At 44.4% G+C, this 20,372-nt stretch carries 18 protein-coding genes and 1 tRNA gene; 7 read left to right on the plus strand and 12 right to left on the minus strand.

Annotated features, from left to right (window positions below; translation table 11 throughout):
* The first annotated feature begins 21 nt into the window (after positions 1 to 21).
* On the plus strand, positions 22 to 507 hold the full coding sequence (locus EO132_RS02810; RefSeq protein WP_127136496.1) for a lipocalin family protein: 486 nt from the start codon (positions 22 to 24) through the stop codon (positions 505 to 507).
* 18 nt (positions 508 to 525) lie between these two features.
* Here the strand turns inward: EO132_RS02810 and EO132_RS02815 are convergent, their stop codons facing one another.
* The 5 genes from EO132_RS02815 to hppD all read right to left on the minus strand — a co-directional run bounded on the left by EO132_RS02815 (position 526) and on the right by hppD (position 6,273).
* A complete protein-coding gene (locus EO132_RS02815; protein WP_127136497.1) occupies positions 526 to 1,623 on the minus strand; it encodes a pyridoxal phosphate-dependent aminotransferase in 1,098 nt (365 codons plus the stop codon).
* 6 nt (positions 1,624 to 1,629) lie between these two features.
* Complete coding sequence (locus tag EO132_RS02820) at positions 1,630 to 2,499, minus strand: flavin reductase family protein (RefSeq protein ID WP_127136498.1); 870 nt, start codon at positions 2,497 to 2,499, stop codon at positions 1,630 to 1,632.
* Positions 2,500 to 2,597: 98 nt separating this feature from the next.
* Positions 2,598 to 3,821 (minus strand): fumarylacetoacetase, encoded by a 1,224-nt coding sequence (gene fahA, locus EO132_RS02825; RefSeq protein WP_127136499.1) that lies wholly within the window; start codon positions 3,819 to 3,821, stop codon positions 2,598 to 2,600.
* 78 nt (positions 3,822 to 3,899) lie between these two features.
* Positions 3,900 to 5,057, minus strand: coding sequence for a homogentisate 1,2-dioxygenase (locus EO132_RS02830; RefSeq protein WP_127136500.1), 1,158 nt, complete (start codon positions 5,055 to 5,057; stop codon positions 3,900 to 3,902).
* 82 nt (positions 5,058 to 5,139) lie between these two features.
* Complete coding sequence (gene hppD, locus EO132_RS02835) at positions 5,140 to 6,273, minus strand: 4-hydroxyphenylpyruvate dioxygenase (protein ID WP_127136501.1); 1,134 nt, start codon at positions 6,271 to 6,273, stop codon at positions 5,140 to 5,142.
* Between the two features lie 172 nt (positions 6,274 to 6,445).
* Between hppD and EO132_RS02840 the strand changes: the two genes are divergently transcribed.
* Positions 6,446 to 6,892 carry a MarR family winged helix-turn-helix transcriptional regulator gene (locus EO132_RS02840; protein WP_127136502.1) on the plus strand — a complete coding sequence of 149 codons (447 nt, stop codon included), beginning with the start codon at positions 6,446 to 6,448 and terminating at the stop codon, positions 6,890 to 6,892.
* Here EO132_RS02840 and EO132_RS02845 read toward each other — a convergent pair.
* Positions 6,889 to 7,626, minus strand: coding sequence for a sulfite exporter TauE/SafE family protein (locus EO132_RS02845; protein ID WP_127136503.1), 738 nt, complete (start codon positions 7,624 to 7,626; stop codon positions 6,889 to 6,891). The genes EO132_RS02840 and EO132_RS02845 overlap by 4 nt on opposite strands.
* Positions 7,627 to 7,806: 180 nt before the next feature.
* Between EO132_RS02845 and EO132_RS02850 the strand changes: the two genes are divergently transcribed.
* On the plus strand, positions 7,807 to 8,370 hold the full coding sequence (locus EO132_RS02850) for a hypothetical protein (protein WP_127136504.1): 564 nt from the start codon (positions 7,807 to 7,809) through the stop codon (positions 8,368 to 8,370).
* 49 nt (positions 8,371 to 8,419) lie between these two features.
* Here the strand turns inward: EO132_RS02850 and EO132_RS02855 are convergent, their stop codons facing one another.
* The 5 genes from EO132_RS02855 to EO132_RS02875 all read right to left on the minus strand — a co-directional run bounded on the left by EO132_RS02855 (position 8,420) and on the right by EO132_RS02875 (position 14,324).
* Positions 8,420 to 8,707, minus strand: coding sequence for a thioredoxin domain-containing protein (locus tag EO132_RS02855; RefSeq protein WP_127136505.1), 288 nt, complete (start codon positions 8,705 to 8,707; stop codon positions 8,420 to 8,422).
* A gap of 8 nt (positions 8,708 to 8,715) precedes the next feature.
* Entirely contained in the window at positions 8,716 to 9,534 is an 819-nt protein-coding gene (locus EO132_RS02860; RefSeq protein WP_127136506.1) for an NIPSNAP family protein, read from the minus strand.
* Between the two features lie 137 nt (positions 9,535 to 9,671).
* Positions 9,672 to 10,208 (minus strand): hypothetical protein, encoded by a 537-nt coding sequence (locus tag EO132_RS02865; protein WP_127136507.1) that lies wholly within the window; start codon positions 10,206 to 10,208, stop codon positions 9,672 to 9,674.
* 29 nt (positions 10,209 to 10,237) lie between these two features.
* Positions 10,238 to 13,072: a DNA polymerase I gene (gene polA, locus EO132_RS02870; RefSeq protein WP_127136508.1), complete on the minus strand. Its 2,835-nt coding sequence runs from the start codon at positions 13,070 to 13,072 to the stop codon at positions 10,238 to 10,240.
* Positions 13,073 to 13,322: 250 nt separating this feature from the next.
* Positions 13,323 to 14,324: an isoaspartyl peptidase/L-asparaginase family protein gene (locus EO132_RS02875; RefSeq protein ID WP_127136509.1), complete on the minus strand. Its 1,002-nt coding sequence runs from the start codon at positions 14,322 to 14,324 to the stop codon at positions 13,323 to 13,325.
* Positions 14,325 to 14,364: 40 nt separating this feature from the next.
* On the opposite strand from EO132_RS02875, the gene EO132_RS02880 reads away from it, so the two are divergent.
* From EO132_RS02880 to EO132_RS02890, 3 genes are all read left to right on the plus strand, one after another.
* Positions 14,365 to 15,084, plus strand: coding sequence for a copper homeostasis protein CutC (locus tag EO132_RS02880; RefSeq protein ID WP_127136510.1), 720 nt, complete (start codon positions 14,365 to 14,367; stop codon positions 15,082 to 15,084).
* A 54-nt stretch (positions 15,085 to 15,138) separates the two neighbouring features.
* The gene (locus EO132_RS02885; protein ID WP_127136511.1) at positions 15,139 to 16,371 is read left to right on the plus strand and encodes a metallophosphoesterase; all 1,233 of its coding nucleotides are present in this window, start codon (positions 15,139 to 15,141) and stop codon (positions 16,369 to 16,371) included.
* A gap of 84 nt (positions 16,372 to 16,455) precedes the next feature.
* Complete coding sequence (locus EO132_RS02890; RefSeq protein WP_100817192.1) at positions 16,456 to 16,755, plus strand: thioredoxin family protein; 300 nt, start codon at positions 16,456 to 16,458, stop codon at positions 16,753 to 16,755.
* A gap of 35 nt (positions 16,756 to 16,790) precedes the next feature.
* Here EO132_RS02890 and EO132_RS02895 read toward each other — a convergent pair whose 3' ends face one another.
* The gene (locus EO132_RS02895; RefSeq protein ID WP_127136512.1) at positions 16,791 to 20,126 is read right to left on the minus strand and encodes a glycosyltransferase family 117 protein; all 3,336 of its coding nucleotides are present in this window, start codon (positions 20,124 to 20,126) and stop codon (positions 16,791 to 16,793) included.
* 171 nt (positions 20,127 to 20,297) lie between these two features.
* Between EO132_RS02895 and EO132_RS02900 the strand changes: the two genes are divergently transcribed.
* A tRNA-Gln gene (locus EO132_RS02900) sits at positions 20,298 to 20,369 on the plus strand.
* Positions 20,370 to 20,372 lie beyond the last annotated feature (3 nt).

Consider the following 20,372-nt stretch of genomic DNA (forward strand, 5'->3'; position numbering starts at 1 on the left):
ATAACGTTTAAAACAAACCTCATGAAAAAGAATCTTTTTACACTTTTACTTGTAGCCGTTCTAATTTCCTCTTGCTCCTCCGATGATGGAGATGGCCCTGTAAATGCCTCCATAGTGGGTACTTGGGATATTGTGGAATTAAATTTTGGAGAATCGGTTGATTGGGATGGTGACGGAACCTCATCTGATAATTTGCTGGATGAAATAGAATGTTTTGCAGGTACGGTAACCTTTACCGCTGAAGGAGAATATTCATCCGCAACTACCGAAATCAATTTTGAAGCTACCGAAACGGAGTTTACAATAACGTGCGGTGGCCCCGTTACTGCATCTGGAACTTACAGCGTTGATGGTAATAAATTGACCGCCACTGATGCCGAAGATGGGAAAACAGGGGAATCTACATTTAGTATTTCTGGAGACACAGTTACTTTTGTAGGCCCCGTGCAGATTGTTGATGTGGAGGACGTTGATGGCGAAGCTACCCTAGTTCTTGTCAGGAGATAGTCAAAACAAAATCACTCATTAGGGCGTTATTCGTTGTAATGCCTTAATGAGTGCTTCATTCGCCTCTTTATCACCTATGCTGATTCTAACCTTGCCAGGAGCTCCAAATTGAGAAACAGGTCGTACCATAATACCTTGTTCCATCATTTTATCCGTGAATTCCATTTCCGGGAATGGAGGGTCGATGATAAAAAAGTTGGCTTGGCTCGGCCAATATTTTATGCCCAATTCATCAAATGCCTTAGCAATATATTTTCTGCCTTCCAAAACCGTTTTTACGGTTTTGGCAATGAATGTAGTGTCGTTCAAAGCGCCAATGGCAGCCTCAATGGAAGTCAATGGCAATAAAAAAGGTTTGTGAATCAAGCGTACATAGTTGGCTATGGTGGCCGTAGTGTAGCCGTATCCGATACGTTGTCCTGCCAAACCATAGGTTTTGGAAAAACTGTTGAGCCCGATAACGTTATGCCCTTCCAGTACATAAGGCAATGCCGTAACATAATCCTCGGCATCAGCAAAATGGCGGTAGACCTCATCGAACACTACCACAATGTTTTTGGGAACACGGGCGATAAAATCGTCCATTACGGATTTTGGAATGTATGTTCCTGTTGGGTTATTGGGACTCGTCAAGAAAATTATCTTGGTCTTCTCTGTGATGGCGTTCAAGATACCTTCCACATCCAAATCGTAGTTGGGAGCCAAGAGAGGAATATCCACTTGATGGGCACCATACCATCTCGAAAAAACGGAGTAGGGCAGGAAACAGGGGTTGGAAAAAATCACTTCGTCCCCTTCGTTGATAAAAGCCCGTAGCAACATGTCAATAACCTCCGAACCACTATTGCCACATAAAAACTGGTCGGCGCTCAACTGACCATCAAAATCATGGACCAGCGCCTCTCGCAAACGAATATCGGTCTGGTCAGGATAGATGTCAATCTTGTCCAAAGCAGCCTTCATCGCAGCAACGGCCTTGGGCGATGCACCCAAAGGATTTTCGTTGGAGGAAAGCTTATATATTTTTTTGTCGGTCGGGGGAATGTTTTTTCCGCCCTTATACACCTCTTTTGGTACTAAATGAGGTTTGAAAATGGATGTGATGTTTTTTTTCATATTCTTTTATAGACTTTCCCCATATAACAATAGGGCCATCGCCTTTTCGGTATTACCATCTTCCAATAGCTTTTTGGCCAAGGTGTGCAGTTCGGTCTTGGATTTATCTTGTATTCCTTCTGTCTCAACAATCACTTCAATATCATCTTTTGAGGGCAATTGTTCTAAATTCCCCAATCGGCCCAGATTGTTTCCTGTAAGGATATCACTCTCACGAATTCCTTTGGGCAAAGCATCCACGCCAATACCATGGGAGCGGATGGGTTTCGGAATCTCGAACAAGGATTCTTTAATGGCACGGATGTACCAATTGCCGCCCATACGGCCCACCAAGTCCAATTTTTCGGTGTCCAATACATCATCTGTCAGGTATTCATCGTTGATATGGATCATATCCACTTGCGCAATCACCAAGTTACCGGCACCAGGCCTTTGGGCAATCTCGACCACCTCCAAAACAGTGCATTCGAACGATACGGGAGCTTCGCCAACACGAGGAGGTTTTACTTTCACGCTGGCCACTTCGGTAAAACCTGCTTTTACAAATTCATTTACTCCTTTGTCGTAGGCTGTGCTGGAGAGTGACATTTGTTCCGCCATTTTATGGTTTACGACATTGATGACCACCTCAGGTACTTCCACCACATTTTGATGGGTATGTTTTAATGAGTTGTCCCTTCCACTTCGTGTTGGGGAAAACACCATTACCGGAGGATTGGAGCTGAACACATTAAAGAAACTATAAGGGCTTAGGTTCACTTTGCCTTCAGCATCCACCGTACTGGCAAAGCAAATGGGTCTTGGCGCCACAGCGGTCGATAGAATACTGTAAAGCTCGGGTTGTGGAATGGTAGTTGGGTCTATGGTCTTGATCATTAAGATTGATTTTGTATTGTCATATCGATCGCAGTCGAGATATGGTTAAAATTCAGATGACATTTCGACTGCGCTCAATGTGACATCTGAAAAAATATTCATTCTTTGCAGGGTAACACTTTAGTGGTCACTTCGCCAAATCCGACTCTAATATCGCCATTTTGAGCATAACCGCGCATAGTTACCGTGTCACCATCTTCAATGAATTTTCGTTCACTTGAATCTTTGAGTTGAATAGGATTGGAACCTCCCCAGGACAATTCCAGCATGGAGCCAAAGCTGTTTTCTTTTGTACCGGAAATGGTTCCAGAGGCGATCATATCCCCAATGTTGATATTACATCCGTTTACCGTATGATGCGCCAATTGCTGGGCCATGTTCCAATACATATGTTTGAAATTGCTGAAGCAAACTGTGGTTTCTTCGCCTTCTTGCGGTTGGATGCCCACTTCCAAGTTGATGTCATAATTCTTTTCCCCTTCAAATTGCAGATAGGGCAATACTTCGGGTTCCTGTTTGGGTCCATTGGTTTTGAAAGGCTCCAAAGCTTCCAAGGTTACCACCCAGGGAGAAATGGACGATGCAAAATTCTTTGCCAAAAATGGCCCTAACGGTACATATTCCCATTTTTGGATATCCCTGGCAGACCAATCATTGAAAAGGACCAAACCGAAAATATAATCTTCCGCGTCTTTTGTGGAAACGGATTCGCCCAGCTGGGTGTCCTTTCCGCAGATAAATCCCATTTCCAGTTCAAAATCCAAACGTTCCGTTGGGCCAAAAACAGGTGTCTCCGCACCATTGGGCATGGTTTGTCCTTTAGGACGATAGATGGACTGTCCGCTCACAATAATGGAACTTGCCCTACCGTGATACCCCACAGGAATATGCTTCCAGTTGGGTAAAAGGGCGTTTTCTGGGTCGCGGAACATTTTGCCCACATTGGTAGCATGTTCCAAGCTGGAATAAAAGTCAGTGTAGTCTCCAATCGCTACGGGCATGTGCATTTGAGCCTCGGACTGTTTCACGAAGAGTTCGGGCTTTCCGGCCAAAATAGATTCATCATCTTTCAACCAATACTGAATCTTTTTGCGAACTCGTGTTGTGATTTCTTTTCCCAGGGAAATAAAATCGTTCAAGGTGTCCTTTTCCAACAATGCCGTGTTGAAGTCGAATACATCCAATTCGGCCACAGCGGCCAAATCCAAAATATGCTTCCCAACGGCAACTCCTGCACGAGGGCTCCTGTCCTGCGTGGAAAATATCCCAAAAGGGATATTGTGAATCGAAAAATCCGAGTTTTCAGGTATTTCTAAGATCATATATGGTTTTATATGTCATTCCCGTGAAAACGGGAATCTAAATATGTCATTTCGAAATGACGTTTAAAACTATCAATTTTACTCCAGCCATGATTTATAATACTTGCCATCATCAATTTTGAGGGCGTTTTCCGTGACCTGTAAAGGTTTGAAGGTGTCTATCATCACCGCCAATTCCTCGGTACCTTTTTTACCGATACTTGCCTCGTAAGTTCCGGGGTGCGGCCCATGCGGGATACCCGCTGGATGCAATGAAATATAGCCTGGACCAATACCTGTACGGCTCATAAAGTCCCCATCCACATAATACAGCACCTCATCCGAATCTATGTTGGAATGATTGTAAGGTGCTGGAATGGATTTTGGATGGTAATCGTACAATCTTGGGCAGAACGAACATACCACAAAAGCGGCTGTCTCAAATGTTTGATGCACCGGTGGCGGTTGATGTATGCGTCCCGTGATCGGTTCAAAATTATGAATGGAAAATCCGTAGGGATAGTTGTATCCATCCCATCCCACAACATCAAAAGGATGCGAGGCATAGACCAATTGGTGCAACATGCCCTGCTTTTTGATCTGCATCAAAAATTCTCCTTTTTCATCAAAAGTTTGAAGGTCTTGTGGCAGTTTATAGTCCCGCTCGCAGAAAGGGGAGTGCTCCAAAAGTTGCCCGAACCAATTTCGATAGCGTTTGGGTGTATAAATCGGGTGGAAGGACTCAGCATATAAAATACGGTTGTCCTCCGTATCAAACTCAATTTGATAAATCATCCCACGTGGAATGATGAGGTAATCCCCATATTCAAATGGAATGTTTCCCAAAAAGGTTTTCAGGGTGCCGGACCCTTTATGGATGAAGAGCATTTCGTCCGCATCCGCATTTTTGTAGAAATAGTCCGTGATAGATTTTCTTGGTGCTGCCAAGCCTACGTGAACATCGTTGTTCACTAAAAGGGGTTCGCGCGATTCCAAATAATCATCTTTGGGAGCTACATCGAAACCAATGAACTTACGACTGGTAATGTTCTTTTCCACCGCAATTTTGGGGCTTGCGTCCAAAGCCTTGCCGATCTCTTTGACCTGCGTAGGTCGATGTACATGATAGGAAAGCGAGGACATCCCATCAAAACCGATAGTTCCAAAAAGCTGCTCATAATAGAGCCCGCCATTGGGTTTCTCGAATTGGGTATGCCGTTTTTGCGGGATTTTTCCGAGTTTATGATAAATGGGCATTTTTTTATCAGTTTTGAGTTTAAAGCTATGAGTTATGAGTCTAGAAATTCAATAACCCATAACTCATCACTTTTAACTATGATTAATGCAATGTGCCACGAAGCTCTTGCTCACGCTCTATAGCTTCGAACAATGCTTTAAAGTTACCTTTTCCAAATGACTGTGCGCCTTTTCTTTGGATAATTTCGAAGAACATCGTTGGTCTTGGTTCCACAGGCTTGGTAAAGATCTGCAACAAATACCCTTCGTCATCACGGTCTACCAAGATGCCCAATTCTTTCAATGGGGCAATATCTTCGTCAATTTCCCCTACACGGTCTGTAACGGCATCATAATACGTTGCTGGAACTCTTAGGAATTCCACGCCACGGCTTCTAAGGTCGCGAACGGTTTGGATAATGTCGTCTGTGGCAACAGCGATGTGTTGTACCCCTTCGTCCTCATAAAAATCCAAGTATTCTTCCACCTGGGATTTCTTCTGACCTTCGGCAGGCTCGTTGATCGGGAACTTGATTCTTCCGTTTCCGTTGCTCATTACCTTGCTCATCAAAGCAGTGTATTCGGTGGAAATATCCTTGTCATCAAAAGAAAGGATGTTCTTGAAACCTAAAACATCTTCGTAGAACTTTACCCAATGGTTCATCTTGTTCCATCCTACGTTACCTACCATGTGGTCAACAAATTTTAGACCGGTAGGCTCTGGATTGTAATCCGGAGTTTCCCATTTTTTAAATCCGGGAAGGAATGTTCCATTATAATCTTTGCGTTCCACAAAAATATGGACCGTCTCCCCATAGGTGTAAATCCCTGCGCGAACCACTTTACCGTCTTTGTCCTCTTCAACCCGTGGCTCCATATAGGATGTAGCACCACGCTCCATCGCATTGTTGTAGGCCTGGGTTGCGTCCTCCACCCAAAGGGCCACGACTTTTACCCCATCACCGTGCTTGTCGATGTGTTTGCCTATTTCGGTTCCACTTTTTAGGGGAGAGGTCAGCACCAAACGGATTTTATCCTGAACCACTACGTAACTTTCACGGTCTTGCAGCCCTGTTTCCAAACCGGCCTGTGCATATGACTGGAATCCAAAGGCGGATTTGTAGTAGTGTGCCGCTTGCTTGGAGTTTCCCACATATAACTCCACGTAGTCGGTTCCGTTGATGGGCATGAAATCTTCGGAAGTATTTGTTCTTTTTGGAAGTGTTGATGTATCCATGGTTTCAATATTTTTATGTTCAGTTTTATTTTGTTGCATCAACAACAAAAATAGTGATTTTGAGATAACATTGCGATTTTGATGACTGAAATTTGAGTTAAAATTTACCAGCATAAGATGGAGACGCTCCGAAAAAATCTGATTCGCTATTTTTGTGGCTATTCTTTAAAACATGCTCAGCCGTATAGATGAAATACAGGGGATGGGGTTCCACTTGGATTTGGTGCTCCGCAAAATTCAAAAGGCTTACCTGCGTAAGTTTGATGAGCTCGGTGTGGATACGACCATTGAGCAATGGGTCATCCTGTATCAAATCCATCAATTAGGGGATAATGCCAGTCAGCGTGATATTGTCAACGAGAATTTTCGCAACCGTGCCACCACTTCCCGTGTAATCGGTGGTTTGGAGCGTAAGGGTTGGATCTCCAAGACCCGGTTTGATGGTGACCAAAAGCGTTTTAAATTGGAACTCACTCCAAAAGGAAGGGAAATCCTCGACATTACCCTGCCCAGTGCCCTGGCTTTACGGAAACTTGCCGTGAAAGATGTGGATGCATCGGAATTTGAAACTTTTTTAAAGGTCTTGGATAAAATCGGGGAGAACTATGAGGAAAACTAGCCCCAATGGTCAAAAGTCAATTTGGCTATGGTAACCAGACCGATTAAGAGAATCAGAATCAAACTGATTTTTCTGAATTTTTCCTGCGGGATGTAATGCAGAATTCTTTTGCCCAAATAGGTGCCGACCAGTCCAATCGCAAACAAAAAGGGCAAATAGGTCAGCTCTTGCTTCCCGATATAGCCATTGCCATAATACACAAAGGTCCTCGAGAAATCAATCATAAAATCAATAAAGGCCGAGGTGGCGATAAAAGCACTTTTCTCCAAATTGAAGGCGGCCATGGTAAGCCCGCGAATGGCACCGCCCGTACCCAAAAGTCCTGCGGAAAACCCCGATAGGGCACCACCTATAACGGAATTCTTTTTGTTGGGAAGCACAATGATTTCACTTTTGATGAGAAACAATAGACTGAAAACAACCAGAAAGGTGCCCAATACGATTTCGAGCACACCGGTATCGACTATTTTGGACAAAAACCCACCAACAATCACAAAGAGTACGGAGGGGACCCCGATGTAGATCAATAATTTTTTATCCAACCCTTTTTTAAAAAGGAAAATTTTGCTCACGTTACTGGACAAGTGAAAAATGGCCGTCATGCCCAGCACGGAGTAGAAATCAAAATAAAAGTTGCCCAGGGGAACAAAAAACACCGAAGAGCCAAAGCCCCCAATGGTCCCGATGATTTCCGCTACCAAAGCCAATAACAGAAAAATGTAGTTTACTTTCATGCGTTGGAAAGATACTGCTGTATGTTATATTAAAGTTGATTTTATGTCATTTTAACCTGAAAAAATCTTAAAAAAGACTTTTGGTGTTAATAGAGCATATAAAGTGGATAATCCAATAGACGTCAGGGTAGGAAAACTACCGCAACTTTGTACCCGTATAACTTTAGATATACAATTGCTATGAAAAAGACTAATTTTTATCCAACGATATGGTCAACAGCTCCTTACACCCCTGGTGTAATGGCAGATTGGTATGACACACCGAACAAAGGGGCCGAACTTATTTTGAAAAATGAAGCTGCCACATCACTCCATGTTTCCGAAATGTCCCTGAACATTACCAAGTTCTCCGCTTTGGACGAGCATGGCAATGAACACTTTATTATAGATTTTCCTGGTCAGAACCCGGTTACCCTAAAGGGTATTTCTTCTGGTAACTTTATACGTTCCAAGAGCGTACTTACTTTGCCCGATGGTAGATACACTGCATTGCGCTTTTATATGGCGGGATGGGGCAACCAGTTTGTCTACCAAGATGGGATGGCCGAATCCGCTAACTCGTTCAACCGTTTGGATTTCCAAATTGAGGATGGTTTTACGGTGGAAGAAGGTAATTCCCCCGAAGTTAAATTGTGGTTTGACTTTGCTCCCTACCAGTGGAAGCGACACTTTAAACCGCTTACGGATTTGTTTATGGGGAGCAAAAGTCAAAAACCACGATTGGCCAATAGTTTTGGCAATTGATTATTATGCTATGAAAAGGAATGAAAAAGGCACCGATTGGGTGCCTTTTTTAATTTTTAGGAATAGGTTGCTCTCCGCTCAATCGTTTCAACTTGTCCAAAACCTCATATACCGAAAAGCTTCGGGCAAAGCGATACATTTCCTTATCATCCATTTTGATGATGACCACGGGTAGTGTGAACACCATGGATTGTCCGGTAAATTCCACCTCTTCTTCCACATCCACAACACGAATGTCCACATTCGGAAAGTTTTCCTGCACTGCCTCGAGCAGTTTTGGTTTCAAGACTTTGCAGACCCCGCAGGTCTTGCCCGTAAAATAAATCAGTTGAATCATAAAAGGACTTAATAATCCGAATACTCGGTAGGATAGAGGAACCACATATCAATATGCGACATATTGTTCTCGTATTTGGGCATGGCAATGAGTTCTTTCCATTTAGGAGAGTTTACAAAAGCATCCCAGTGCTCGTTTCTGGTATCCATATCGGCATGGGTGGTCATGTACATTAGGTTGGGCATGTTGGCGCCCGAAATTACCTCGCCATAAAAAACAGCTTGGAAGTCCAAACGGTCAAATAGGGGGATTTCGCCACCGGCATTGAACATATCCACTTTATTGCGATAATATTTTTCCGTGGAAGACTCGTAGCTACGCAGTTCGTACACCCGTTCCGATCTTGGGCTGTCCAAATCGGGAGTTTCCATATGCGGCATATCGGGGAAAGCCTTCAATAAAATGGATTGGATGCGATCGTATGGAGGGTTGTCATAATTCGCATCGATATAAGCGGTGCCGGCCGCAGTGTATGTTGAATCTTTTAAAAGTTCGGTGTCCAGTTCTTGGAATTGCTCTAAACTCTCGAAGGGTAGCAGAACAAAGGTTTTTTGGACCGTATCGGTTTCGGAGGGTCTTGATTTGAACACCCCGACTTTGTCGATACCCTGTTTTTTAACGGCTGGCATAAATGCATTTTTGAGATATGCATCCACCGTGGCCACTTGCTCTTCGGAGCTCATGGAGTAGATTTTGAGTTGGTAAAACTCCCTTTGGGCTTCTGTAGTTTCGGATGTTTCAGTAGTTTCCTTTGTTTCAGGGTTCGGATTGCCACAGCTCGCTATGGCCAGTCCGACCGAAAGCATAGTTCGTTTGATAATTTTCATGTTGTGCAGTTGATTTTGATGTGGGTTATCGAAGTCGATTTAAAAAACGACGTTACAAGATACGGATTTAAATAGTGTCCTTTAAATGACAAAAACCAACAATGGTTCTTTAAAGTTTAAGCTTGTTCCTGAAAGCTTTATATTTCAATTATTTTTTTGGTTGAAATCAAAACTTCATTCATTAAGCTGAAGGAAAAATTTTTAGGGCCTCGATTCTCCTCTAAATTGTAATCAACAAAGGCAATCTGGATTTTGGATTTGTTCTGCAATTCCAAAATCAATTGAACAAACCGCTGTTCCTTTTCGGTACGCATGGTATAGTCTACAATATACTCAAATTCCAAACTTTTGAACTCAGCGTTGATTACGTTTAGGCCGCAACATTTTTCAACCTCCGCAATGTTCTCGTTGTGTAAGGCTATCTGATTGTTGTGCGTGTAAATTTCAGAGAAGGGTCTGTTCTCGATGACATAGGATTCCAAATCAGGACTGAACGCAGCTGAGACCACTCCAGCTGGGAAATTGATTTCCAAACCCCCGTCTATAATCCAATAACCCTCGTCGGCAAATTCAAAAAAGTTAGGGTTTACTTGGTAAAAGGTGAGTTCGCTTATTGGTCCGGATTGGATAATTGCTTTGAGGTCATTTTCCAATTGTTCGTGTGATTGGTTCATTCAAGAAATTATTTCAGCAAGTTTTAATTTTAATGCGCCTCCAACCAATTCTCACCAATCCCAACTTCTACATCCAACGGCACGGAGAGTTCGTAGGCGTGCTCCATTTCGGATTTAATGAGTTCTTTCATCTCGTCCAGTTCGGGTTTGTAGCAATCGAACACCAATTCATCATGCACCTGCAATAACATTTTGGTCTTATATTTTCCTTCGGAAAGCTTTTTATGGATGTTGATCATCGCAATTTTAATGATATCCGCAGCACTCCCTTGAATAGGTGCGTTCACAGCGTTGCGTTCCGCAGCACCGCGCACCACTTGATTGCCCGCATTGATGTCTTTTAGATATCGACGACGACCCAAGACCGTTTGCACATACCCATGTTCGCGTGCGAAATCCACTTGTTCGCTCATATAATTGCGCAGTTTGGGATAGGTCTTGTAATAGGTGTCAATGAGTTCTTTTGCCTCGGAACGGCTCAAATCCGTTTGGTTGCTCAGCCCAAAGGCCGACACCCCGTAAATAATCCCAAAGTTGACCGTTTTGGCATTGCTACGTTGTTCGCGGGTCACTTCTTCAATAGGTACATTAAATACCTTTGACGCTGTGGAAGCGTGAATATCCTCACCGTTTTTAAAGGCTGAGATCATGGTGTCCTCCTCGCTCAACGCGGCAATAATACGTAACTCTATCTGCGAGTAATCCGCAGCCAATAGTACATAGTTTTCATCCCGTGGGATAAAGGCCTTTCGCACTTGTCGCCCTCGCTCGGTACGGATGGGGATATTTTGCAGGTTCGGGTTGTTGCTGCTCAAACGGCCCGTAGCGGCTACGGTTTGCATGTAATCGGTGTGTACACGGCCTGTTTTTTCCTGCACCTCATTGGGCAAAGCATCCACATAGGTGCTTTTTAGTTTGGCCAATCCACGATAATCCAACACATTTTGGATGATCTCGTGGTCCTTCGCCAAATAAGAGAGCACATCTTCCGAGGTGGAAAACTGACCCGTTTTGGTCTTTTTCGGCTTATCAACCAGTTTTAGTTTGCCAAAAAGGATGTCGCCCAACTGTTTCGGGGATGCAATATTGAATTCTTCGCCTGCTTCTTTGTAAATATTTTGTTCCAGTTCCTTGATGTCCTTGTCCAACTGCTCCGAAAGCCCACCCAGATAATCCTTGTCGAGATTGATGCCTTCCAGTTCCATGTCTGCCAGCACACGAACCAGAGGAATTTCAATATCATCAAACAACTTGTCGGTGTGCGCCTCTTTCAACTCTGGTGTGAACTTTAATCCCAACTGAAACGTAACATCGGCATCTTCCACTGCATATTCCGTTTGTTTTTCCAAAGGAACCTCTCGCATACTGAGCTGGTTCTTGCCTTTTTTACCAATAAGCTCGGTAATGGAAATGGGCGTATAGTTGAGGTAGGTTTCTGCAAGTACGTCCATGTTGTGCCTCATGTCAGGATTGATAAGATAATGGGCCAACATGGTATCGAACAACTTGCCCTTGACCTCCACACCGTAGTTTTGCATTACCTTGATATCGTACTTGAGGTTTTGCCCCACTTTTTCAATGTCCTCGGATTCAAAAAACGGACGCAGTTTTTCAATCAAAGGTTTGGCGTCGTTCTCATTGTCTGGGAAGGGTACATAAAACCCTTTGCCCGGAGACCAACTAAAGGCAATGCCCACCAATTCCGCTTCCAAAGGATTGAGCGAAGTGGTCTCGGTATCAAAACAGACCGAAGGTTGCTTCATCAACAGTTCCAAAAAGAGTTCCATGCCCATGCCGTCTTTCACATTCTGATAAAAGTGGGGCACATCGCCAATGGTCATGCGGCTGTTCACATCCTTAATGGTCGCAGCAGCTTCCGACGGGTCTCCACCAAATAGAGTGAATTGACCGCTGCCGGCCACTTTAGCCTCTTCCTTGGCTGTTTTGGTATTGGTCACTTGGGTGCTGGCTTCTGCCTCGCCCGTGAATATTTTGATGAATTGGTCCTTTAGCCTTCGGAATTCGAGTTCTTCGAAGATTTCTTGGACTTTTTCCGCATCTGGCGGGCACATTTCGTAATCCTCCGCGTGGAATTGTACATCGCAATCCGTTTTGATTTCCGCCAACTTACGGGATAATCGGCCCAGCTCGGCGTTTGCCTCCACCTTCTCCTTCATTTTGCCCTTCAATTGGTCGGTGTTGGCCAAAAGACCCTCCATGGAGTCGAACTGATCAATGAATTTTTTGGCTGTTTTGTCGCCCACCCCCGGCAACCCGGGAATGTTGTCACTGGCATCTCCCATCATGCCCAAATAGTCTATGACTTGTTCAGGACGTTTTACACCAAAGCGTTTTTGCACTTCGGGGATGCCCCAAATTTCGATGCCATTCCCCATTCGGGCAGGGCGGTACATAAATATGTTTTCGCTTACCAGTTGCCCAAAATCCTTGTCGGGCGTCACCATAAATACCTTGTAGTTTTCCTTTTCTGCCTGTTTGGCCACGGTACCGATAAGGTCATCGGCCTCGTAGCCTTCCAGTTCCACGATTGGAATTTTCATGGCTTCCAAAATCTGTTGGATGTAGGGAACGGCGATTCGGATGGCATCAGGTGTTTCGTCTCGGTTCGCTTTATAGTCTTCGAACATTTCTGTCCGTTCCACGCTGCCCCCTTTGTCAAAAGCAACGGCCAAATGGTCGGGCTGTTCGCGTTTGATCACATCAAAAAGGGAATTCACAAACCCCATGATGGCGGAAGTGTCCATGCCCTTGGAGTTGATTCTTGGATTTTTGATCAGTGCGTAGTAACCACGAAAAATAAGCGCGTAGGCGTCTAAAAGAAAGAGTCTTTTTTGGTCGGACATTTTATTCAGTTGTCAATTATCAATGTTCAATAAACAATATGAGGTGCCTAAAATAGGGTGGGGGATTAAAAGTAGAAAAAAGAACTTAAAATATCGGGACAAGAGCCTGGACTTTTCATTTGTTTGTGCTTTTGATTTTAAGTGCTTTTTCAATTATTTTCTTTCTGTTTATCAAAACTTCTTTGTTCTTATATCTATAAGCGAAGCGGTCGTCTAGTATCTAGTGGCATAGCGGTCTAAATTCCAACATCTACTCATAAAAACTGACCACCTCTCGATTCTCGTGCCCATTATCGGAATATTCACGATAGGTAAACCCAGGGTGTACACAATAACCGCCTGTTTCCCCATTTTTGTTGATGGCCAAGAACCCGATTTGGAAATCTTTTCGGCCTTCGTTTTTTTTCATGATACGTTTTACACCTTCCTCGCAGGCTTCCTGCGGGCTTTTACCTTGACGCATCAGTTCCACGATCAAAAAACTGCCCACCGTACGGATGACCTCTTCGCCAACCCCAGTAGCCGTGGCACCGCCCACTTCGTTATCGATAAACAGTCCGGCACCGATAATAGGGGAGTCGCCAACACGCCCCGCTACTTTGTAGGCCATGCCGCTTGTTGTGCAAGCACCTGCAATATCCCCGTTGTCATCAATGGCAAGCATACCAATGGTATCGTGGTTTTCTATGTTGATGGTGGTCTCGTATTTCGAGGTTTCCAACCACTCTTTATATTGTTTTCGTGTACTCTTTGTGAATAGGTCTTCCTTTTCAAAACCTTGTTCGTACGCAAACTTTTCGGCGCCCTTGCCCGCTAAAATGATATGTGGCGTTTCCTCCATTACCTTTCGGGCCACGGAAACCGGATGCACAATATTTTGCATGCATACCACGGAACCACAATTGCCATCCTTGTCCATAATACAGGCATCCAAGGTCACGTTGCCATCACGATCCGGACGACCACCTTTCCCCACGGTTTCGTTGGTTTCGTCGGCTTCCTCGACCCTAACGCCCTGTTCTACGGCATCCAATGCGTTACCTCCCGATTTTAGCACCTCCCAAGCCTTTTCGGAAGCATTGAAAAAGTTCCAAGTACAGACCACGATCGGTTTTACAGGGTTTGGCGTTGGAATTGTTGCAGCAGGGGCTACATCCGGTTTTGGTTCCGTTTTACAGGCGACCAATGTGGAGGCCGAAACAAGTCCTGCGGCGGACAGACTGGAATTTTTAAGGAATTTACGTCGTTCCATGAGTTGGTATGTTTAATTTTAGGGGTTATAAATATACAATATGCTGGTAGAAGTATGTGCAAATTCCTTGGAATCGGCCAAGAACGCCGAAAGGGCCGGAGCGGATAGGATTGAACTTTGTTCAGAGCTCGGTGTAGGCGGAATTACACCGTCCGCAGGATTGATTCAATTGGTCAAAAAAGAACTGACCATTCCTGTCCATGTTCTGATACGCCCAAGAGGTGGTCATTTTACGTATTCGGATGACGAATTTGAAGTGATGAAAGCAGATATTTTGGCCTGCAGGGCCTTGGGGGTTCATGGTGTTGTTTCTGGAATTTTGATGGATGATTTTACAGTGGATGTGGAAAGAACAAACGCTTTGGTGGAATTGGCCAAGCCGATGCATTTTACTTTTCACCGTGCAGTTGACTGGGTAGCTGAGCCCATGGAGACCATCAAACAGCTGGAAGGAATGGGGGTGCAGACTGTTTTGACCTCTGGCGGAGAACCATCGGCTGAAACGGGTATCGAAAAATTAGGTGCTTGGCAGCAGGAAACATCCATGACCATCATGGCAGGGGGAGGGGTGTCGCCCAAAAACGCATCAAAATTCGAGGAAATTGGCCTGCGAGCCATTCATTGTTCGGGTACTTCCTTCGGAAACAGAGTGGACATTGAAGGAAAAATCAGTATGAACTCCGCAAAACATTTGGTGGAAGATGAGGTAGCAGTTTCCAATTTGGAAACACTGACTTCGGTTGTTCGAGCCGTTAAATAATACTAAAAACCACTGCTAAATAGCATATTAGCGCTAATTTTGTAAAAAAATTGTATGTCCCGATTTATCATTTTGGCAATCCTATATGTGGTGCTGGCCGCTTATGGCTTTCAAGCATTCCGTACACTGTTTAAGAGTCCGTTGATGCAATGGGCCTACATTGTGTTGTTTTTGGGTGCCTTGATTTTTCTGACCATCAAAGTAATGACCTATGATCCAGGCGACGGGTTCAAGGGCACTGCCGCCATAGCAGGAACTATTTTTGCCGCTTTCTTTTTATTGGCACTGGTCTTGGGCTTCTTCCTTTTGTTGGAAGATGTGGTTCGTGTATTGGGCTACGGATATAATAAGATTGTCGGTGTTTCCGATACGGATGCGGGTTATTTCCCTTCCCGTAGGAAGTTCATCAGTGGTATTGCCCTGGGTTTGGCAGCCCTGCCTTTTGGAGCTTTGTTGTATGGAATGTACCGAGGAAAATACAACTATCAGGTTTTGAAATACGAACTGGAGTTCGATGATCTCCCGGATGCTTTCCATAATTATCAAATCACACAGATATCCGATGTGCACAGTGGTAGTTTTGATGATTACCAAAAAGTGGAATATGGCGTAAATCTGGTCAACGAGCAGCAAAGTGATGTGATTTTTTTTACGGGTGATATTGTGAACAACCGTTCGGACGAGTTGGAGCCATGGAAAGAGGTTTTCTCCCGTTTGGATGCCAAGGATGGGGTGTTCTCTATTTTGGGCAACCACGATTATGGGGATTATGCGGTGTGGGATACCGAAGAAGAAAAGGAGCAGAACCTCGAGGATTTAAAGACCATGCAAAAGGAAATGGGCTTTGACCTATTGTTGAACTCCAACCGTTTTTTGGAAAAGGATGGTGAGAAAATCGCTTTGGTCGGGGTGGAGAACTGGGGCCGGGGCGGATTTAAAAAAGCCGGTGATCTACAAAAGGCCAAAGAGGGCGTTTCCCAAGATGATTTTAAAATATTGCTGAGCCACGATCCCTCTCATTGGGAAGACGTTGTCATCCATGACGATTACCATTTCCATTTGACCTTGAGCGGACACACCCACGGGATGCAATTTGGGGTTGAAATCCCAGGTTGGGTCAAATGGAGTCCCGTAAAATGGCGCTACAAATATTGGGCGGGTATTTATAAGGAAATGGAGCAGTTCATCAACGTGAACAGGGGCTTTGGATTTATCGGTTACCCGGGCCGTTTCGGTATTTGGCCCGAGATTTCCGTGATAACCCTTAAAAAGAAGGGACTGGCCTAAGTTTTCCTTGTATGACTTAAAGCGTTGAAGGCCTGTTAAAACATTCAACTTTTTTCTTATTTTTGACTGTAAACCTTAGAATACATGTCCAAATTCGGAGAACTTATTGATTTACAAGTCCCAGTATTGTTAGATTTTTATGCGGAATGGAACGAACAATCCACTTCCATGCATCCTGTTTTGAGTGATGTGGCCGCTGCCCTTGGGGATAAGGGAAAGGTCATAAAAATCGATGTGGACAAGAACAAGGAACTTTCGCAGGCACTCCGCATCAAGGGGCTGCCCACTTTGATGATCTATAAAAAAGGTGAGATGGTCTGGCGCCAAAGCGGAGAGCAGGACGCCAATACGCTCATCGGCATCTTAAACGAATACATTCAATAAAAAAAAGCGAGGTTTTCTGCCTCGCTTTTTTTATGTTATTCCTCTTCTGGAATGATACTTTCTGGAATGGTGTCGGGTGCATCCAATGGAACCGAACCGTTCATGTCAGGGTCTATTGGAATGGGTTCGTCCATTACGTCCTCTTCATCGTCCACGAACTGAGAGAACATATCTATATATTCATTGAAGATGATCGTCTCGGATTCGGCGAGCTCTTTATCACCGTTTTCGATAAGGATGTCTATGTTTCTTCGGTAGGCCTGCATATCGGATAGGATGTCGTCGATTTTATCATACTGCTCATCCAAAGGTATATTGGCGTAGTATTCCAAATGCTCTTGATATACCTTCTTCAATTTACCGAACAGTTCACGCGCCTTCTCTGTTTCCCCTACTTTGTAGTATCCATCAACAAAGGGTTCCACAAAGGCATAGAAATAATAGTGCTCCACGGGCATGTTTTCCATGCTTATGTTGATAACGTCTTTGGCCTTGTCAATTTTGTCCTCGGCTATCAAGGTTTCCATCAGGCGTGCCAAATTGCTCCTGAACGAGAGTCCTTGTGAACGGGTTTGTGGGTCGTGATAGATCTCGTCACTTCCTGAATTGCCCCAGTCCCAATCCTTGACGATGTCGTACATCAGATCGGAATCGATTCGTCCCATTTCAAAGGAATTTCTATTTTCCGTTTTAATGGGCACCAACTTGTACACCAACCCATCAAGCTGAAGATAATCCTTCATCCAAATGTATTCGGCATTGTCAAAACTACCTCCGGAAAAATAAATGGGTCGCTTCCAATCATTGTTGGCGATAAGGTCCAACATCAATATCCTGTTTTTGGGGAGTGCCCCTGTCGGTAGATCAATGTCGATATAATCCACGATCAAAGCGGAATCCTTTTCTTTGACCAATCCACTTTCCAGTACATTTTGTTTGTTGACGGGAATCCTTATCTTATTGGTCGGGTAGTACACGATATCCAATGTGCTTTCCGAATATTGGCTCAAATCGGCTCCTTGATTGGTCAGGATATGCCTGAATTTGGTCTGTGGCTTGTCACTTCCCACCCAATTGATGAAGTCTTTGATGTTCCATCGGTTATCCGTGATGCCTTGGTAATAAATGGCATCCCTTGTCCCGTAACTGTACTTGTCGTGTGTCAGCTGTGATGGAATGGGGTCGCTCTCGTAGGCTTTGCGCTTCATTTGGTCGATGTACCAATCCGTAGCAAAAAGACTGGTGTTCACCACACGAACATCGGTTCTGTATTTTTCAATTTCCTGCGCATACCAAATCGGGAAGGTATCGTTGTCCCCGATGGTGAACAATATGGCACCGGCATCTTCCTGGCATGAATCCAGATAGGATTTTGCCGTTGATGGTGCTGTATATCGGTCGGACCTATCGTGGTCGTCCCAGTTCTGGAAGGCCATCAATAAAGGCACGGCCAATAGGCATAATGTTGTTATCGCTGGGGCGGCAATTTTGGCCGAAATCAATTTTTTGAATTCTTCGAACAGTCCGTATACCCCGATGCCTATCCAAATACAGAAGACATAGAAGGATCCCACCAAGGAATAATCCCGTTCCCTAGGCTGGAAGATATAGGGGTTGGTGTAGAACTGTATGGCCAGTCCCGTGAACATAAAGAACACGAAGAGCACCCAGAAATGTTTTGGGTTTTTCGATATCTGGAAGACAATCCCCAAGATGCCCAGCAGTAGCGGGAGGAAGAAATAGGTGTTCCGTCCCTTGTTGTTTTTCCAATCGCTGGGCAGGTTTTCCTGACTTCCCAATCTGATACCATCAATAAAATTGATACCACTGAGCCAGTTTCCATTTTCATCGTACCTGCCTTGCATATCGTTTTGCTTTCCGACGAAATTCCACATGAAGTAACGCATGTACATGTAACTGAACTGAAAATCGAACAGGTATTCCAAGTTTTGCCCTAATGTTGGCGGTTGCACTTCTATATACTGACCGAATTCCCGAAGAAAACGGATGTATTGTTCGGTGTCGAGCTCTCCTTGGGAATAGGCTGTTTTAAATTGATTCACGGCTTCCCGGAGGTCGTTGTTGGAGATATATTCGGATTTTATCCTGAAATCCAACGCGCCGAAATAGCGCATATAGTTTTCCGCATGCTGATCGCTCCACATCCTTGGTAAAAAGCCGACATGCTTTTCGTTGGGCCCGGGCATGGCACCTTTGTAATGGTTCACGATGACGTATTTGCCAAGTTCCAAGTCTTTTTCATACTTGGGGCTATCGTCCCTGTCCTCCCCTGCAGGAGCGAAGGTGTCCGAATAATAGGCGCCATAAACAGGACTGTCCACACCGGGATATTGTTCCCTGTTATAGTAGGCCAGCAAGGCCCTTGCATCAGCTGGGTTGTTTTCGTTGACCACGGTTTTTGCATTGGCCCTGATGGGAAGCATCAACCAAGAAGAGAATCCTAAAATCAGGAACATGAGGCAGAGCACCACAATATTGGCATTGTAGTAATTGTGCTTTCGGGTATACTTAAGTCCAAAGTAGAAAGCGGCAACAAAAAGAAGCCCCATGATGATGGACCCAGAGTTGAACGGAAGTCCGATTTCGTTGATGAAGAAGACTTCGCTCCAACCGAACAATTCCAATACGTAGGTCAATGAAAACTTATACACCAGAATCAGTACCGCCACAACTGCAATGTTGGCCAACAAAAAGTTTTTTACGGTGGTGGTTTTATATTTTTTGAAATAGTAGAGCAATCCTATGGATGGAATGGCCAAAAAGCCCATGAACTGTATCCCGAAGGTAAGCCCGATCACAAAACAGATGAGCATGAGCCAACGATGTCCCCTGGGGTCGCCGAGATTGTCGGTCCATTTCAATCCCAACCACAGTAGCAGGGCCATAATCAAACTGGCCATGGCATATACTTCCGTTTCCACGGCATTGAACCAAAAACTATCTGAAAATGTGAAGGCCAGCGCGCCGACCAATCCACTGCCCAAAATGGCGATGGCTTTGTTATTGCTGAAATCTCCCTTTTTGGAAACCATTTTTCCAACCAAATTGGTAATGGTCCAAAAGGTGAACAAAACGGCAAATGCACTGGATACGATGGATACTGCATTGACCATGAGCGCTATCTTGGTCTCGTCGCCAAAGGCGAACATGGCAAAGAAGGCACCGATCATTTGTAAGAGCGGGGCCCCTGGTGGGTGCCCAACTTGCAACTTGGCGGAGGTGGAAATATATTCCCCTGCGTCCCAAAAACTTCCTGTGGGTTCAACGGTCAGGGCATAAACTATAAACGCGATGGCGAAGGAAACCCACCCAAGGATGGTATCCCATTTTTTGAAGTCTTTTGCAAACATAAGAGTTGGTTGTTAACCGAATTGTGGCGAATTTAGTAAATATAGAACAGAAGCCTAGCCCTTTTTGGAAAACCTTTAACACCCCTAGAAAAGAAAATTAGCGTGTATTCTTGTCAAAAATATTTGTTGAAACCAAAGTTTGTTTTAAATTTGCACGCTCAAATACGGCACTGACCCATGGTGTAATTGGCAACACAGCTGGTTTTGGTCCAGTCGTTCTAGGTTCGAGTCCTAGTGGGTCAACAA

Source organism: Flagellimonas oceanensis (genome assembly GCF_003992595.1).
Lineage (GTDB): Bacteria > Bacteroidota > Bacteroidia > Flavobacteriales > Flavobacteriaceae > Flagellimonas > Flagellimonas oceanensis.

Bases quoted from the DNA above. Each gene is read 5' to 3' on its own strand.
- EO132_RS02840 (WP_127136502.1), top strand. From the start codon at position 6,446: ATGCTCAGCCGTATAGATGAAATACAGGGGATGGGGTTCCACTTGGAT.
- EO132_RS02890 (WP_100817192.1), top strand. From the start codon at position 16,456: ATGTCCAAATTCGGAGAACTTATTGATTTACAAGTCCCAGTATTGTTA.
- EO132_RS02875 (WP_127136509.1), bottom strand. From the start codon at position 14,324: ATGGAACGACGTAAATTCCTTAAAAATTCCAGTCTGTCCGCCGCAGGA.
- EO132_RS02855 (WP_127136505.1), bottom strand. From the start codon at position 8,707: ATGATTCAACTGATTTATTTTACGGGCAAGACCTGCGGGGTCTGCAAA.
- EO132_RS02820 (WP_127136498.1), bottom strand. From the start codon at position 2,499: ATGATCAAGACCATAGACCCAACTACCATTCCACAACCCGAGCTTTAC.
- EO132_RS02860 (WP_127136506.1), bottom strand. From the start codon at position 9,534: ATGAAAATTATCAAACGAACTATGCTTTCGGTCGGACTGGCCATAGCG.
- polA (WP_127136508.1), bottom strand. From the start codon at position 13,072: ATGTCCGACCAAAAAAGACTCTTTCTTTTAGACGCCTACGCGCTTATT.
- EO132_RS02815 (WP_127136497.1), bottom strand. From the start codon at position 1,623: ATGAAAAAAAACATCACATCCATTTTCAAACCTCATTTAGTACCAAAA.
- EO132_RS02880 (WP_127136510.1), top strand. From the start codon at position 14,365: ATGCTGGTAGAAGTATGTGCAAATTCCTTGGAATCGGCCAAGAACGCC.
- hppD (WP_127136501.1), bottom strand. From the start codon at position 6,273: ATGGATACATCAACACTTCCAAAAAGAACAAATACTTCCGAAGATTTC.
- EO132_RS02845 (WP_127136503.1), bottom strand. From the start codon at position 7,626: ATGAAAGTAAACTACATTTTTCTGTTATTGGCTTTGGTAGCGGAAATC.
- EO132_RS02865 (WP_127136507.1), bottom strand. From the start codon at position 10,208: ATGAACCAATCACACGAACAATTGGAAAATGACCTCAAAGCAATTATC.
- fahA (WP_127136499.1), bottom strand. From the start codon at position 3,821: ATGATCTTAGAAATACCTGAAAACTCGGATTTTTCGATTCACAATATC.
- EO132_RS02885 (WP_127136511.1), top strand. From the start codon at position 15,139: ATGTCCCGATTTATCATTTTGGCAATCCTATATGTGGTGCTGGCCGCT.
- EO132_RS02830 (WP_127136500.1), bottom strand. From the start codon at position 5,057: ATGCCCATTTATCATAAACTCGGAAAAATCCCGCAAAAACGGCATACC.
- EO132_RS02810 (WP_127136496.1), top strand. From the start codon at position 22: ATGAAAAAGAATCTTTTTACACTTTTACTTGTAGCCGTTCTAATTTCC.
- EO132_RS02895 (WP_127136512.1), bottom strand. From the start codon at position 20,126: ATGTTTGCAAAAGACTTCAAAAAATGGGATACCATCCTTGGGTGGGTT.
- EO132_RS02850 (WP_127136504.1), top strand. From the start codon at position 7,807: ATGAAAAAGACTAATTTTTATCCAACGATATGGTCAACAGCTCCTTAC.